A 17,340-nucleotide genomic window follows, 5' to 3' on the forward strand; every position below is an offset into this window, starting at 1 on the left:
TCTTCCATAGGAAGCTACCCACTAAAAATGTGTGGCAGCAGAAAGCCAGTTGGCATAAAAAATAGCCTGATGCCATTATCGAAAATATGCAAATAAAATCTCTGCACGTAAGCGCAGGCAGCAGCTCGCCTCCAGTAAGCTGGCAGTACCAGCTTCAGCTCCCTTCTTACACATCTAACTCAGCGAATGATCTACTGTTGAAGCAGTCTTTTTCAGGGAATGGTTACCAGGTTGAGGCAACTCCCATCATCAGCAGCATCAGCAGCAGCAGCAGCAGCAGCAGAAAGGAGCTCCGGAGGGCATTTCTGATTAGAATTATTCATAAAACTATATCGTATGACCCTCTCTCGCTTACCTTTTGGCAAATAATAGCAGGTACTTGGTCCTGTTCTACAGCTGCCACCTTTCTGCTCTACTGGTACATTAAGGATTATTTCGGGAAGCCGCGTCTAAACTGGTTTCCGGGGCCAGCAGCGCAGCAGCCCAGTCTTCCTGCAACAAAAAGTAAAGTCGGGAGTAGTGTTTATTATCCCAGGTTCTTGCCGCCAGTTCCAGATAAGGCGCTAGTTTGCCCTTGTCCATGCCTTTTTCACGGGCTAGTTTCTGCACTGTTTCCAGTTTGCTCCGGAGGCCGTTCACGAACTCTTTCGGCAGCCGTACGTCTCCTCCTGCCACAGCCTGTTGCCCCTTGTTACTAGTGAAAACCCGTAACTCGTATGGCTTCAGGGCCAGCTTGACTTTGCGTGTTTTTTTGGTGCTTGTGCCAATAGCAGGCTCCATTAGCCGATCAGCGTGTGTGAGGTTTATGGTAACCTGGGCTGGCTCCGGCAAGGTGTTCAGCACATAAAAGTACAACTTGCCGTCCACCACTTTCTGCCGGATGCGCACAGGGTCTGCTACCGCTGGCACATCGTCGAATTTAACGGCTGGCAAGGCCTGCAGTGCCCGCGAGAACTGACTTAGCTCCTCTTCCATTCCGAAGGTGCCTACCACGTATCCGCCTTTCACTAAACTGGTGGCATCGAGGTGGTGCAGGGCGAAAACATAGGGCTCCATGCTGTGGTAGCCAACCGCATTCAGCGTAGATGCCCGCCACACCATTTCATTAACGCCTAAGGCTTTCAGTCCTGCCAGCGGCGCCTCTTTTCCGATCGGGTCTTCCCAGTAGCGGTCGTGTATCGTTACCCGCACCTTCTCATGGTCTTTAAGCGATGCCACTACTTCGGGTGCCGTCATTACAGTACGGTTTACCTCATGATTGGCAGGCGGATAGTTGTTTCGTTTCCAGCGCATGTCTGCCGGTACCGTGGTATAGTTAAAGACGATGTTCGGGTGATTTTTGTAGAGTTCCGGGTCTATACCCATCTCCCGCATTACTTCCACGCTGGGTTCAGTAAGGTAATCTGCCAGGCGCTGGTTATGGGTAAGGTGCACAAATACGTTCAGCTTTAGTTTCAGGTCGGGGCGGTAAGTGGCCATGTGGCGGCCCAGGCTGGCGTAGTGCTCATACAGAACCTTACAGCGCCAGTCGATCCAGGCTTTTTTGGCGGCTGGGTTGTTCATGAGCCAGGTGTAGCTCTTGTTAAAGCGTGTCGGATCTCCTGCTTTGTAAACCGGTATCCGGAGCCCGGCTTCTTCCTGAAATCGTTTGAGGTTACTGTCGTTGTAGCCGGATGCCAGGGAACCGAAGGTGAATAGTTTCGGGCGAGCCATGACCAGGGAGATGCCGTCAAAGGCCGGTTCCTGGGCGTAGCGTTCGCAGAGTTCCGTTACAATATTGGTCACCGAAGCCATAACCCGCGGATCGGCCGGGTTATAGTTAGGGTCAGCGCCATGCCAGTAGCCATACCAGAGTTTCCCGTCTTTGTTAATATTGATGACGGTTTCTTCGCCTGTATGCAGCAAGGCGGTATCAGCTAAAGCATACTTGTTTAAGCTGGGCAGCGTATGGATGTGTAGACCTGCCGTAAACTTGATCTGTTGTTCCCCCAGCCGCTTGAGCAGGTAAGCCGGATAACCATCGGGATGAGGACGCTGCCCGCCCTGGGCCCCATCTATGTCTGGCTGAAAAGGTTCTACAGCAGTACCGTATAGTGGGCCCGCATACCAGGCTAGCGGGTACTCCAGCTCCGTCTGCCCAAACGACTGCATGTATTGCAACAGCCGATCGGTGGCTTTGGTGAACCCTGCAAGGTCACGACCGGTGCCGAAGTTATGGAACAGTACCGGGTCTTCGTAATAGAGGCCGGTGCTGCGGGCCGGTACCGTGCCGGAAAAACGGTTTTTCGCATCTGTCACTTTAAAATGCTGGATCTTGTAAATTTTGATGTGCTGCACCGCTGCCGGATAATCGGGTTCAGCTGTCATGAAGATGAACGCCTGTTTTTTGGAGCGGGGCCAGAAGACAATGCGGTGCTCCTGCATGTTGTGGGAGAGCGGATATTCCTCCCCCGTAAAAACACCGGTATGCGCCTGAAAATCTATGTTGTTGCCAAAGTCCTGCAGAAGCACCTCCATGGTGCGGGGCTTATCGTCCGGATAGCTAATCACAGCCAGGTGCGGCTCATTGGCTTCTTCCACCTCAAAGGCCATGGCAAAGCGGTCGCGCTGTTTGGCACCAGCTTCGCGGTAAGCGCCAATGGGAGCTTGAATCAGCGTAGTGCCGCCAAACTCGCCAACCGGCTTCTGGCTTACGGCGTCTACCTCGGCCACCAGGACCTGTTTCGCCTCCTGCGCCTTAGCCTTTTCTGCTACAGCCAGCACATGCACCGGTGACTGCGCCTTTTTTGGCATTCCTTTTTCCTTGTAATACAAAGAGAGCTGGTAGGTGCCAGCCGGGTTAGCTGCCAACTCAATCGTAAGCTTCGATTTCTCCAGACCCTTCAGCGTTTGATCAGGAAGCTTGCCCTGCTGCAGCACCTTGCCGCTATTCCCTGTGAGTTCAAACCGAAGCTCCTTCAGGTTTATGGTGGCCTGGCCGGCATTGGCCAGCACTACAGGAACCTGAGCAGGCGAGGCAGCCGTTACAAAAGGATCATGCATCGTGACATCAGCTGTAAACTCTCTAAAACGGAGGAACGCCTCTCTTGCCTCAGCTTCGGTCAGTTCGCGGTTGTAGATGCTGAACTCATCGATGGCGGCAAGGCTGGCACGCTCTCCTTTTGCATTGGCCGCCCCTATAAAAAAGGAATTGTACGTGGCAGGTTGCCATTGGGGCATCCAACCAATAGAGGCGGGCTTGCCATCTACATATATACTGGCTCCTTTCCTGATGTTCCAGGTAAAGGCCACGTGGTGCCACTCCTGCTGCCAGTCCTCAATTTTATGGTAAAAAATGTACGAGTCTTTCGGGTCTTTTATGCTGAAGCGGATAAACCTGTCTTTGTACAGCTCTATTTTCAGGCTGTTACTGCCAGCGTTTTCAGGGCCATCTTCATTGAACAAGGTGTAGACCTCTCCTTTCCTGCCTTCACTCCCTGGCGGCAGCCGAAGCCACATGGCAATGGTGCCTTCCTGCTTTTGCAGGTTCCCGGAGGAGGCATACTGCAATACCTGACCAGGTGTAAAGCTGACGGCTTTCCCCTTAATCCCGCCTGTTGTGGCAGGCCTGTTGCTGCTGTTGACGGGGCTACGCCTGCCCCTGGCCTCTGCCTCGAAGCCTTTGTCAAAATCCAGGTGGAACAAGACCTGCGCTTCCTTTTGGCTGCCGGGTGCTTCACCTGGATTATTAAAAGCCACCGCTGCAAAAGAATGCAAAAAAAACAGGATTAAAATAGAATTTGCCGTCCGCTTCATCATCATATTTACTCCACTATTACTGCTTCAATGTTTAGATATTCGCCAATTTTCTTAATGGTCTGCGCATGGTGGCCTACACCAAGTGCAAAGTGATGGGTTGGCCCTTCTTTCACCCATTTTTTCAGGAAGGTCCGCACATCCGGTTTAAAATAGCCCCTGGTGTTGGTGTTGCCTGTTGGCGGAATAGGGCCTTCAACCGATGTTCCTTCCGCTATCACAAACTTAAACTTGCCATCGTAGGTGGAGGTAATACTAAGCATGGTGATGGGGCCTTCCTTAATCTTGAACTCCACTCCTGCCCCGAAACCGGGTTTGCCATGGTACTTTTTAAGGCTTCTGAGCACTGGTTTACCCTGTGCTATGGTCACGTTATGCGGGCCGTCGTGCCCTACCAGAATAAAGTTCTCTTTAAAGTCCACCGGGTGAAATTCGGCGAAGCTGCCACCAATGCCCAGCCGCTCCATTATCATCATGGCGATGCAGCATTTCAGGTCCGATTCGCCACACATCGGGAAGCCGGCACCCGTGAGCAGGGAGTTTCCTACGATCAGGTTCGTCATAACCTTGCGCGTGTCGCTCTCCGCTTCGCCTTCGTAGTAATAGGCCAGTCCGTCCAGCTTCTTATCTTTCACAAACTCCTCCAGCGCCACCGACACGCGTGCGGCCACTTCCAGGTCGGTAGCGCGCAGCTTTTCAGAGATAGGGTCAGAAACAGGGTCCGGGGTGTCAAAGAAGTCGAGGATGCGTTTTTCTTCTTTTTTGATGTCCTGCTCCGCTACCCGATGGTATTTGCTTACAATTTCGTGGGCTTCGCACTGCACAATATGTAACCCGAAGTGTGCGGTGAGCATGGTGGCATCGGAGTGCATATCGAGCATAGCCTCGATGGGGTGACCAATATGGCCGATACGTGCCGTTTTAAGGTCGTGCAGCACGCGGGCAATGTTGCAGTAAGTACCTATCTCTGCCTCGGCAGCCGGATCGTCGTGCAGGGTTCCTATAATTACATCGGGAACCTTTTTACCCATGCGCACGGCCACACCCGTAAACTCTGGCAGCGAGCAGATATCGTCGTTGTACAGTTGCTGATAGGTCGACGCTTTGCTGTAGTTCAAGGCTTTGTCAGGCTGCAGCGCCACCAGTACCACCGGCACGTCAATGCTCTTGATGATGATGCCAAAAGTGCTGGAGGTGGCATAAGTGAGCATGTCGCAGAAAATAAGGTCCAGGTTGGCGGCTTTGAGTTTCGGCAGCAGTTCATAAGCGCTGATCACATCGTCTACCATCCCAAAGTCAACTACCTCCGCATTATGCTTCTGCACCTTTTCCAGGAAAATTGCCTGCTTCTCCAGCATTTGCTCATACAGCCCCTCAAATTGCTCCCAGTATTTAGAGTACCCTACCCCAAAAACACCTATGCGGGGAACCGTTTCCTTTCTTTTTTTAATAATCGGTGAATGTTGTGTTTTCACGTCTAGTTCAGCAATTGCCAACTCTTCCAATTGATTCATATTCTAAGGTTTAATACTTTATTATATTCTTTACGCACTAAGGTTTTTGCAGAAAAAAGATCCCTCTCTGGGAAGTTGTTTTAAACAGTAATTATTTGCTTTTAGGCTTCTTATTAAGGATTCGCGACAGTATTCAAAGGAGGTTCCTGCAGCTTTCTTATTGTCTTTCTCTTTTAAGCTGATGCCGAAAGAAAAGGCAGAACAATTGCCACCCGAATTATTCTAATCAAAATGCACCCTCAAACCATATGTCTGCTCCTGCTGCAGTTGCTGCTTTGCCGGCTGATGGGCTTATTAAATGGCGCCTCTGCTTCCAGGCTCAGGTTTAATTTTGATCTGTTTTTAAAATAAAAAGTTAACGCACTAAGTTAATAAAATTATTGATACTCCTACCTTTTCAAAGCCTTATTATTCCGAAAAGGACTAAAGTTTTTTGCCGAAGCGGAATTGCCTCTCTTTGGAGCCCTGAGACTAAATTTAGGACTGAAGGTTTATGGCTGAAACTGGTGCTAGCATTCAGATCTTCCTTACTAACAGCAGCAACAGCAGAGCCTTGCTCTTAAAGAGGCGATTTTTCATTAGAATAATTGCTCCTGTGCTCCACAGCATTTGCTTCTATGTACTTCGGCCCAATCCGGCTACATCTCTGGATTAGTAACAAGGTTTTTTATAGCGGGAGTTTTAAAGCTGTCACTATTTCGCCTTACTCCGTTATGGTGATTTCAAATTGCCTCATCACCTGCTTGCGGTCGTCAACAGTTTGGTTGGCGCCTATAAAAGTGACGACGTAGGTGCCGGGTTGTGTGTATACAAACTGGTGGCTGTCCAGGGCATTGGTTCCTATATTCTGGATAGGCGTGCCTCTGTCGGGTGGCACCTTAGTAAAATAAAGCGGTTTGGTAACGTACCAGTCTTCGCTTTCGGGCGCATTTTTGCCGCCACCTATTATAACCAGATCCACAATCGGGGTGCCCCTGGAGTACCAGGCATTGGCATCGTTTGTAATGCTGAAGGGCTGCCAACCGGCAGTCTGCAAGGTAGCCACCGGAATGGCGGAGCCATCGGGCAGCAGGGTGCTGGCTTTGAACTCCGGCACGATCCAGTTTCCGGCTGCCTTGTCGGGGTCGGTGGCTCCCTCAAATTTCAGGGCAAAGAACAGCGGCTTGCCCGGTTCCACTACGTCAGAAATATCCATCGTTCCGGAAGGGGTTATGGTGGGGTTAGGTGCAATGGTGCCTCTGTTGGTAATGTCTGTCCAGGAGGCTGCTTTCACACCTTCTGCCGTTAACGCAGCAAGGTCGCTGCTCACCATTAGCTTAAGGGAATTCAATTGGGTGCCTCCTCCGCCATACTGGGTGGTAACGTGCAACTGTGGCTTGCCGCCTTCCACCTCGGTGCGGTCGCGGAAATTGTAATCGGCACCGGGCAAGCCTGAATAAAACGTGATATGGCCTGCATAGCCTGTAAAATTGAACTTAACAGGCTCTCCGACCTTATAAGTCAGCTTTTCTGCCTGCACATCGAAATCAGGTGCAACCACCTCCATCGTCTTATCGCACGAAAGCAATGTAAGGGCGATAAGCATTCCGTATAAATATCTCATAACCAATATCTTTTTAGTATCCTGGATTTTGTGTAAGAGCCTTGTTCAAGGCCATGTCGTAGGTTGGGATAGGCAGCAGCAGGTTGCGCTCCGACACGTTGGTCTGCGCCAGCACGTGCCCCTGCACAGCGCCATTGGCAAGTGCCCAGCTCATATAGGATTTCATATCGCCTATAAAATTGCCCCAGCGGATCAGGTCCGGCCTTCTGGAAGCCTCGAAGCAGAACTCGCGCGCTCTTTCATCTTTAAGTATTTCCCTGAATTCTTCTTTGCCCAGTCCGTCCGGCAGATCGGCGTTTATGTCGGGTTTGGGCGGGTTGGGCAGCAGGAGGCCATAGGCTCTTCTACGCACCTCGTTTATGGCCTCATAAGCCACAGCCGTCGGGCCATTCAGCTCGTTTTCTGCTTCTGCTATCATTAAGAGCACATCGGAGTACCTGAGGATAGGGAAATTCTGTGGCGAGGTGCTGATGTCTTTCGGAGACACCACCTCATACTCTCTTCTCCACTTGCCCATGGTGCGCCTCCAGATGTCGGGGTTTGGCGTGTACACGGCCGGGTTGCCCACATAGGTGAAGGGGGCAATGTTCCAGTCTCGGCGCAGGTCGGGCGAGGCCTGGGGTACGTCGGTGTTCTCCGCATCCTTTTCATACAAATCGAACAACCGGCGGGTAGCGAGCACAGATCCGCCACTGATTCCTTTATCACGGTCTGAAGGGTTCCGGATGCCCCCACGCGCCCCTACATAGTAGGTGTACTCGCTGTGTGCCCCGGTGTTATTGCCGAAGAACTCCACTTCCCAGATGCTCTCTCTAACATCGTACTGGTCTTTGGCATATTTCATGAAAACATCGGTATAATCCGGGTTCAGGCCATGCCTGCCGGAGTCACGCACCTTTTTTGCCCAGGCCAACGCTTCAGTGTACCTGGAGTGGTCGTTTAGTGGGAAACCAGCCATCTTCAGGTTTACCCGTGCCAGAATTCCCTGCACAGCCGACCGCGACACCCGGCCGCCATAGCTAAGGCCTCCTTCTGCGCCCGGACCGGCCACATCCTCTACCAGCGCTTCCGCCTCCGTCATGTCCCGAATCACCATGTCGTACACTTCACGCATAGGGGTACGCGGTATGTCAACCGCCGAAATGGAAGGCTTGTCGGTGAGCAGTAGCGGCACATCGCCATAGTTGCTTACCAGCTGAAAGTAATAGTATGCTCTGAGGAACAGGGCCTGGCCTTTTATTTTATTGCGCGCCGCTTCGTCAATCTCAGGGTTGTCTACAACAGCCAGCAGCAGGTTGGCCCGGTAAATGCCCTGATACAGGGTTTTCCAGTAGTTGGTGATCTGGGCATCTGCTGGCGTATAAATATAGGCAGTGGTGTTTGACTGGCCTGTATTGGTATATTCGATGTCAGAGCTCACGTTGAGCCAGTAAGGCACCACATCGCCGTACATGGCCTGCGACCCCAGCACATCATACACGCCGGCGAGGGCGGTTTCCAGTTCTGCTAAAGTAGCATAGTTAGGAGCTATAAAATTGGTTGGTTCGGTATCCAGAAAGTCTTTGCAGGAAGTTCCTCCCAAACAAAGCACGGAAGCAAGGATGTAATATTTCAGTTTCATATCTCAGCAGTTAGATTACAAGGTGGTGCTTAAGCCTACAGTCAGGGTTCTGGCCAGCGGGTATGAGGCAAAGTCGAAGCCCGGTGTCAGGGCGGAGTGCCTGGTCGACACATCGGGGTTAGATCCGGAGTACTTGGTCCAGGTAAAGAGGTTCTGAGCCGAAACATACACCCGCAGCGATTTCAGCTTTACGCGGCTTACCAGCGACTCCTGGAAGTTGTAGCCCAGGGCAACTGTTTTCAGGCGCAGGAAAGAACCGTCTTCGATCACGCGGCTGGAGTAGTAAGTATCTCGTTGACCACCGGTTCTGAACAGCGTGTTGCTTGGATTTTCCGGCGTCCACCGGTCCACGTAGCTGGCGTACTGGTTCAGAGAACGTGTGCGCTTGGCGTTTCCTTCGAACAGCAGGCGGTTGGCATTGATGATGTCGTTGCCGTAGGACCACTGGAAAAACACGTTCAGGTCAAAGCCTTTGTAGCTAAAATTGTTTGAGAAGCCGCCTACATGAATCGGAAGTCCTCTTCCAATTACGGTGAAGTCCATTTCATTCACCACCAGGTCGCCGTTTATGTCTTTGTACTTAATGTCGCCAGGCTGGATGTTGGCTCTTGGCTGTCCGTTTGTAGGGATGTTGTCTTTCAGCACATGGTTACCCAGCACCAGGTCAAAATCCTCATACTGGTACACGCCGTCCCAGATCAGGCCGTAAATCTGGCCTATTGGCTGCCCCACCTGCGCAATATAAGGTGAGGTGTTACGGAAGTCGGTGTCAAATGCTACCTGGCTCAGCAAGGATGTCTGCCCCTCGTTCAGAGCCAGGATTTTGTTCTGGTTAAAGCTGATGTTGAAGTTTGTGGTCCAGCTGAAATTGTTTTTCTGTACGTTCACGGTGTTCAGCGTCAGCTCCAGCCCCTGGTTCTGCAGCTTCCCGATATTTTTGAAGGCGGTTGCCATGCCGGAGGTGTTCGTAAGGCCGGTGCCATAAGGCAGGCTGGCGTTCAGGAGCAGGTCGCGGGTAGTTTTGCGGTAGATATCGGCCATAATTTCCACACGGCCTTTCAGCAGGCTCAGGTCATAGCCAATGTTGGCCTGCGCTGTTGTTTCCCACTTCAGCTCGGGGTTGCCATAGTTCTCCAGCAGCGCGCCCCTGGTCGGGTTGCTGTTGTTGAAGGAGTAACCTCCGTAGCGCGGCACGCTCAGCTGGGTCAGGTAAGGGAAGTCAGACACACGGTTGTTGCCGGTAAGACCATAACTCACACGAAGCTTGGCATCATTGATAAAGCTGATATCCCGGATCAGAGGCTCGTCTGACATCCTCCAGGCAAATGCAGCCGAAGGGAACAGGGCCCAGCGGTTGCCGGGAGCAAACTTGGAAGAACCGTCGTTCCGGATAGAGGCCGTGAGCAAGTACTTCGATTTGTAGTTGTAGTTCACACGACCTAAGAGAGAGGCCATCGTCCAGCGGGAGCTGTAAGAGTAGCCAATATTGGTGTCTGCTTCGTCCAAACCGTCGATGCCGAGTGCTTCGTTTAATACATTAGTAGCTGTAAACCCATAATTTGCGTCGTTTTGTTGCTGCATGGTAAAACCGCCCACCACGTTCAGGTTATGGTGCTGGTTAAAGGTCTTTTTGTAGGTAAGGGTATTTTCGTTCAGCCAGTTCGTAACGGGCCTGAAGTTAATGGAACCGTTTACACCTTCTGCTCTCCTGCTGTTGCCGTTGGTAGTAAGCGAGTTGAAAAAGTTGTCGCGGCGTACCATCATGTTCGTGATGCCGCCAGACACGCGTAAGGTCAGCTCGGGCGTAATGGAATACTGGGCGTAGGAGTTTACATTCAGGTTGTTCACCCTGGTTTCGCGCAGCTCGTTTTTGGCAGACATGATGGGGTTAACCCGGAAATCGTTGCCGAGCATAGTAGGGTCGAAAAGCTGATCCAGAATCTGGTCGCCGGCACCTGCCACCGGCCGGAACCCCCAGACAGAGTAAAGCAGACTCAGGCCGCTGTAGGTCATGGTGTGTGAGGTGTTGGATACGATAGCACCATAAGTCAGTTCGCTGCTGTAGTTGGCGTTAACCCCTACTTTCAGGTTTTTGCCGATGCCCTGGTCCAGGGTAAGCCGGCCCTGGTATCGCTTAAAGCCGGAGTTAATCACAAGCCCCTGCTGGTCGATGATGTTGCCGGAAATGGAATAGGTAGTAGCGCCGTTGCCACCTCTTATGGCCAGCTCGTGGTTCTGAATCGGGGAGCGTTGGTAAACCTCTTTCTGCAAATCTAAACTTTCGGCGTTACGGTAATCCTCCAGCGTTTTTTCGCCGGTAAAATATACGTTGTCGGCAAATTCCGGCTCCAGCTCGCTCTGGTATTTCACGAACTCATAGGCATTCATGAGCTCCAATGGTTTAGGGTTTTCAGAGATGCCGTAGAACGTGTTATAGGAAATGACAGGGGTTCCCTCCTTGCCTCTTTTGGTTGTGATCATCACGACCCCGTTGGCACCTCTGGCTCCATAAATGGCTGTGGCAGAAGCATCCTTCAGGATGTCAATCGATTCAATATCGCTTGGGTTTATGGAGTTGGCCATAGAGGTCTCCATCGGGAAACCATCTACCACATAGAGCGGAGACGTATCCTGTGTTAAGGAGCCTGCCCCCCGGATTACAATGTTGTTGTTGGAGCCCGGCTGCCCATCGTTTCCAGAAACGGTGACACCCGCCACACGGCCTGCAAGCGCTTCATCAAAGGACTTTACAGGGGCTTTCTCCACATCCGCCATCTTTACCTGACCGACTGCACTGGGCACGTCTTCGCGGGCAGAGGTGCCGTAGCCAATCACGACCAGCTCTTTCAGTTGCGCCTGACTGGCCTCCAGTTTTACATTAATGCCTGTCTGGTTCTTTACCGGAATTTCCTGGCTTTTAAATCCTAGAAAGGATACCACCAGCGTAGCATTGCTTTTTACGCTAAGGCTGAACCGTCCGTCAGTATCTGTGGTCGTGGCGTTGGTAGTGCCTTTCTCCACCACAATGGAGCCCGTCAGGGGGGCGCCATCTGCTGCGGCCGTAACTTTGCCGCTAACTGTAGTCGTCTGCACCGCCTGTGCTGCCAGGTCCTGCACGCCCAGTGAAAAACCCAGCATGACACAAACCATCTTTAACCACAGCAGGTTGTTTAAAAAGTGTTTCATACTTCTATCTTGTTAAATTGTTAAAATACATCGTCTTGATTTTTATATTTTACTTAAGGAAAATCTATCTCATTTCGTTAGGACTGGATAATAAAACTTTTGAAGGTGGCCTACTTTAATAAAAGGCAAAACATCTTAACGCACTAGGTTAAAAAATTCAATACTATGCCATCATGGTTTTAAAACCATCTATCCTCTTTCCGGATACTTACCTTTAGATATTTATTGGAGAAGGCATCAAGCCGAACACTCCTTCAAAGAATTAACCTACTACCTGTTTTTCCAGCTTTTGCCCGATGCTAAAATCAACGGCTTTAATCTTCGGGATAAAAATGGCCAGCAATACAAAAGCCAGAGGATACATGATGCCGGAAATTATCCATAGCGGGCCATAAGAGTAATCTTGTATGACCATACCGATGAGCGGATTCATGACCATGCCGGAAACAGCTCCTGCCGTGCCAGAAAGCCCTACCACCGTAGAGGTGGCGTAACGGCCAAACACATCTGAGATAGCGGTTATATAGTTGGTGATCCAAAGGCCATGGGCCAGCATCAGTACGGCCATCAGCAGGATGGCCACCTCCACCGAAGATACCCAGGCAATAAGGGGAGCAACCAGCGTAATCGCCGCTGCAATGCCCATAACCCATTTTCGGGCAGAATTTACAGGAAGGCCTCTTGCTATCAACCTGTCGGAGAACCAGCCGCCCATAATGTTGGAGATGCCCAGGGCCAGGAACGGAATCCAGAAAAGCTCCCCTACCCGCTCAAAAGACACGCCCCGCTCCTGGTTGAGGTACTTGGGCACCCAGAACATTAGGAAGTAGAAAACAGGGTCCAGCAGAAAACGGATCAGGATAAAAACCAATACCTCCTTATTTTTCAGCAGCGTAAGGAACGGGATTTTAGGCGCTTTCTCCTGCTCCTGTTCCACTACAACTGGCTGCTCTTTTGTAGCTTTTTTGCGCCAGGGCACCAGCATCCACACTAACACCCACACAATACCCACCAGCCCGGGAATGGCAAAGCTCCAGCGCCAGCCCATGCTGTTTGAAATAAGGATAGTGACAGGCGGCGCCAGTACGGCTCCAATGGCAGAGCCCCCAATAGCAATGCCATTGGCAAGGGCACGCTCTTTTTTGCCGAACCACTCATACACCGTTTTGGCAGCGCCTGGAAAACAACCTCCCTCGCCTACACCCAGCAGGAACCGGAAGGCCAGCAATTGATGAAAATTCGTCATGACGCCGTGCAGGCTATTGGCCACTGACCACACCCCCACCGAGAGCGCCAACCCCGCCTTTCCGCCAATCCTGTCGATCAGCCTGCCACCAACCGTGAACATAATCGCGTAGCTGATCAGGAAACTGGTGTTAACCCAGCCATACTCTACATCACTGATATTAAACTCATCCTGAATTTTAATGATGGTCATGGATAGCACCTGACGGTCCAGGAAGTTGAGCCCTGTGGCCAGGAAGACTAGCCCTAATATAAACCAACGTATTTTGGATCCCATATCTCTTAACGCACTAAGTATGCGACAATAATAAAAAAATATTTTACAACTACCTAACATTAGTAAGTAAAATTTAAGATAAATTTCAATGATCAAGCAGAGGGCACCTCTAGATTTAAATATTTATCTCTTTTAAATTATATTTATCAATACAATTGCCTTTTTTATGTTATAAGTAGCTGCATTTATTACAAAATTTCCTAACGCACTAAGGGTAAAAAACAAACATAACTTTTCCGCCCATATAGGAAAATAATCACGAAAAAGATGGGGTAACGCTTAAGGAAAGGTAAATTTTATATTGGGTTTCTGCTTTAAGAGTGAAACTCCGTTAAGATACCGGGCTTGCAATATGCTTTCGTTATGATTTAAAGATTCACAACCCCGCCCGAATCAGCAGGGCGGTGGGCCAGACTAACTATAAGTTTAAGCTCTTCCTTACAAAAACCAGGAAGCGGTGCAGCTAAATAATGGCGGCAACTGTGCCCGGCCTCTTACCGCAGGTTATGACTCTTTTTAGGCTCCTTCCCGTGGTGCATTTCCTCGTCTTTGTACTCTGGGTTAGCCACAATCGCGAATTTATATTTATCTCCCCTGTAATAAGATTTCTCGATTTCCAGCACCTTGTCGGGCTGGCTAACTACGGCGCTATCCAGTACAAATACAGGCAGGCGTCTGGACGTATCAAAATTATTGTCGGAAGAGTCCGGCTCCAGGATTGAGGCACTCAGCGTTTGCTTTACATCCGTAATTTTATGGCGGTACTTATCTTCATACACCTTAAAATAAGAGATCTCTGTAGACATCATATTGATTTTAGGGCAGAGCTTCAGGGAGATGTATTTTACCTCGTCTTTTATAATAGTGTCGTCTGCATAGCGGAGCTGGTGTATTTTCAGGACCGGCCCCTCCATAATAAAGTGTTTGCCGCTAATTTCGGAAGAGATGCCGTGCTGCAGAATGGTTTTTTCGAGTACAATGTTTTTGGGGTTGAAGCCTTCTGCGCGTAAGCTCTCGTTAAAGCCGCGCCGGGTAGAATCAATAGAGCCGAGGGTGCGTAGAATGTGGTGGTCCTCGGTGCGGTTCAGCACAAAGGTGCCTTTGCCTTTTATCCGTTGGGCCCATCCTTTAGACTCTATCTCCAGCAAGCTTTTGCGGGCAGTGGTATTACTGACCTTGAAATTTTTTATGAGCTCGTTTTCTGATGGAATCTTATCGCCCGGCTGTAGTTCCCCCGACTTTATCTTTTCTATGATGGACTCACTAATGGAGATGAATTTAGGCTTCATGCATGTTTAGATTAACAACAAGGTCCAATATAAAAGAATTAATACAATAAGAGAATTCAAGGTTAAGAAATAAGTCTTTTGGCGGCAAAAACCTCTGTTAGCGGGAGCGGGAATCTATATTTCGCTCTTTACAGTGCCCTATGGGTCCGAATCAGCCTTTAGAATGTTTGCCGTACTTTAGCAGCAGCAACAGCAGCAGAGGGTGTTGGAGGGCTGTTTTCATTAGCATAATCCTGCCTGTCAGTTTTTTTCTTCCCGGGTTGTCTGTGTTATCTTTCCAGATGATAAGCTTGTAGTATGCTGCAGGCCGGAAAAGACCGGAGGTGAATTATGCTAATGAAAACAGCCTTCGAAAGGAACTTACGGCTGCTGCTGCTGCTGCTCCTCTTTAGCTAAATCCGGCTGGCACCTAACCCAAAAGATTCTGCCACGTAACATAGCTTATATATTATATTCAGATGATTGAATAAACTTACAGCCTTTACTACATGGGATACCTTCCGATAGAGAATTATGGTGTGATTGGAGATTTAAACACCGTGGCCTTAGTAGGCCTCAATGGCTCCATCGACTTTATGTGCTTCCCCGATTTCGACTCTCCCACTATTTTTGCCTCTATCCTGGACCAGCATAGTGGTGGTTTTTTTGCCATAAAACCCGCTCGCGACGGCCTTAAAACCAAGCAGCTTTATTTGCCCGACACAAATGTCCTGCTCACCAGGTTCCTGTCGGATGAAGGTATCGGCGAAATAACGGACTTTATGCCGGTGGAGGAACTCTACCAGGGCAAGGAACTGATCAGGCGCATCACCTGCGTGCACGGCGACATGACCTTTAGCATGCGCTGCGCTCCCCGCTTTAATTACGCACGCTCGGAGAAGGTGACTGAGCAGATCAGCGACTATGAGATCATCTTTCTGAGCAAAGGTCCCGACGATACCGTTATCCGCCTAAAGAGTTCTGTTCCGATACACATGCAGGATGGTGATGCGGAGGCCACCTTTTCGCTTAAAACGGGAGAAAAAGTAGATTTTATCCTTGAATTTATCGATTATACCCATCCATCTGCCACTAACCTGGAAGAGTTTGTAACGCAAAGCCTCTACGATACCATAAATTATTGGAAGGATTGGGTGGCGCATTCGAGCTACAAAGGCCGCTGGTTCGAAGTCGTGAACCGGTCGGCACTGGTGCTGAAACTGCTGACCTCCCACCGCTATGGGTCTATGGTGGCGGCCCCTACCTTTGGCTTGCCCGAGGAGATTGGCGGTGTCAGGAACTGGGATTACCGCTACACCTGGATCCGCGATGCCTCCTTTACAGTGTATGCGCTCCTGCGCCTGGGGCACAAAAAAGAGGCGAAGGCGTTTGTTGACTGGGTCGACAGGCAGTGCGACGATGTGGGAAGTGCCGGTTACCTGCGCCTGATGTACACACTGGCAGGCAAGAAAGACCTGGAGGAGGTGGAACTGCATCACCTGGAAGGCTATATGGGCTCTAAGCCTGTCCGGATCGGCAATGGCGCCTACGACCAGATCCAGCTTGATATATATGGGGAGCTATTAGACTCGGTGTATCTCTACGACAAATATGTGGAGCGCATCTCCTTCGATTTCTGGAACGACCTGCGCATACAGGTGGAGTGGGTTTGCGATAACTGGCGACGCGAAGATGAGGGGATATGGGAAGTGCGTGGCGGCAAAAAGCAGTTCCTCTACTCCCGCATGATGTGCTGGGTGGCAGTAGACAGAGCCATGAAGATTGCCGAAAGCCACTCCTACCCTCTCCCCGCCCGCTGGCGCGAAGAACGCGACAGTATCTTTTTCTCTATTCACAACGAATTCTGGAACGAGCAGCTCCAGTCTTTTGTGCAGTACAAGGGAGCCGAAACCGTGGACGCAGCCACGTTGCTGATGCCCCTGATCCGGTTTATCGGTCCTAAAGATCCGCGCTGGCTCTCTACGCTGAAGCGCATTGAGGAAGAGCTGGTATCTGATGCGCTGGTATACCGCTACCGCGTAGATGCCGACTTCGACGGGCTTACCGGTGGCGAAGGCACTTTCTCTATGTGCACCTTCTGGTATGTGGAGTGCCTGGCCTTATCTGGCCAGCTGGAAAAAGCCAGGTTGTATTTTGAGAAAATGCTAGGTTATGCCAACCATCTGGGGCTCTATGCCGAACAGCTTGGCCTGAAAGGAGAGCACCTGGGGAACTTTCCGCAGGCTTTTACCCACCTGGGCCTGATCAGCGCTGCCCTGAGTATAAACGATAAGCTCAACGAAGATCAGCAGAAAAGCAGGTTCTAAAATAATGTGCCGACTGTTTCCGCGCTATGCGTATCTTCACCAGCCAGCAGGAACGCGGCCCTCTCCCCTGCTGCAGCTCTACCACAGGACCATAAAAAAAGAGAGATAGCCTTTGCTACCTCTCTATTTTTATGTAGTAACGACAGAAAATTATTTATCCTTCTCGTACCCTTCCATTTTTACCAGCTTATTATATAAGCCTAAGAGCAGGAATGGTGCTGGCCACTGGCCTACAAATAATGCCTCCTCATCCTTTTTCATGATTTTCAGGGTAGCAGAAACGGCCATGGACCCCAGAGCTGCCCAGAGGAACAAATCAGAAGGAAGTTTTGAAGTGTATTTTTCGATGGAAGCGGCTACGGGGCCTTCTTTTCTTTCAGGATTAAAATTGTCTGCCTTATTTTTCAAATCTCTTGTTTCCATAATTTTATCTTGGTTTTAGTTTCACAATAGTTTTATGGAAACGAATTAAATGGCACTAATGTTTACAAAAATTTATCTTTA

General features: G+C 50.2%; 9 protein-coding genes. 1 reads left to right on the top strand and 8 read right to left on the bottom strand.

Translation table 11 applies throughout. The features are described 5' to 3' along the window. Positions 1-423: 423 nt before the first annotated feature. From FJM74_RS00950 to FJM74_RS00980, 7 genes are all read right to left on the bottom strand, one after another. Positions 424-3,756 carry a LamG domain-containing protein gene (locus FJM74_RS00950; RefSeq protein WP_187260679.1) on the bottom strand — a complete coding sequence of 1,111 codons (3,333 nt, stop codon included), beginning with the start codon at positions 3,754-3,756 and terminating at the stop codon, positions 424-426. A gap of 47 nt (positions 3,757-3,803) precedes the next feature. Next, positions 3,804-5,309 carry an L-fucose/L-arabinose isomerase family protein gene (locus tag FJM74_RS00955; protein WP_147923846.1) on the bottom strand — a complete coding sequence of 502 codons (1,506 nt, stop codon included), beginning with the start codon at positions 5,307-5,309 and terminating at the stop codon, positions 3,804-3,806. Between the two features lie 703 nt (positions 5,310-6,012). Further along, positions 6,013-6,912 carry a DUF5017 domain-containing protein gene (locus FJM74_RS00960; protein WP_187260680.1) on the bottom strand — a complete coding sequence of 300 codons (900 nt, stop codon included), beginning with the start codon at positions 6,910-6,912 and terminating at the stop codon, positions 6,013-6,015. A gap of 13 nt (positions 6,913-6,925) precedes the next feature. Next, entirely contained in the window at positions 6,926-8,533 is a 1,608-nt protein-coding gene (locus FJM74_RS00965; protein WP_187260681.1) for a RagB/SusD family nutrient uptake outer membrane protein, read from the bottom strand. 15 nt (positions 8,534-8,548) lie between these two features. Next, positions 8,549-11,719, bottom strand: coding sequence for a SusC/RagA family TonB-linked outer membrane protein (locus FJM74_RS00970; RefSeq protein ID WP_241738892.1), 3,171 nt, complete (start codon positions 11,717-11,719; stop codon positions 8,549-8,551). Between the two features lie 262 nt (positions 11,720-11,981). Beyond that, positions 11,982-13,241, bottom strand: coding sequence for an MFS transporter (locus tag FJM74_RS00975; protein ID WP_147923559.1), 1,260 nt, complete (start codon positions 13,239-13,241; stop codon positions 11,982-11,984). 494 nt (positions 13,242-13,735) lie between these two features. Next, a complete protein-coding gene (locus FJM74_RS00980) occupies positions 13,736-14,530 on the bottom strand; it encodes a GntR family transcriptional regulator (RefSeq protein WP_147923558.1) in 795 nt (264 codons plus the stop codon). Between the two features lie 488 nt (positions 14,531-15,018). Here FJM74_RS00980 and FJM74_RS00985 point away from each other — a divergent pair, with 488 nt between their 5' ends. Beyond that, the gene (locus FJM74_RS00985; protein WP_187260682.1) at positions 15,019-16,836 is read left to right on the top strand and encodes a glycoside hydrolase family 15 protein; all 1,818 of its coding nucleotides are present in this window, start codon (positions 15,019-15,021) and stop codon (positions 16,834-16,836) included. 150 nt (positions 16,837-16,986) lie between these two features. Here FJM74_RS00985 and FJM74_RS00990 read toward each other — a convergent pair whose 3' ends face one another. Next, a complete protein-coding gene (locus FJM74_RS00990; protein ID WP_187260683.1) occupies positions 16,987-17,259 on the bottom strand; it encodes a hypothetical protein in 273 nt (90 codons plus the stop codon). Positions 17,260-17,340: the final 81 nt, after the last annotated feature.

It is taken from the genome of Pontibacter beigongshangensis (assembly GCF_014332515.1).
GTDB classification, from domain to species: domain Bacteria; phylum Bacteroidota; class Bacteroidia; order Cytophagales; family Hymenobacteraceae; genus Pontibacter; species Pontibacter beigongshangensis.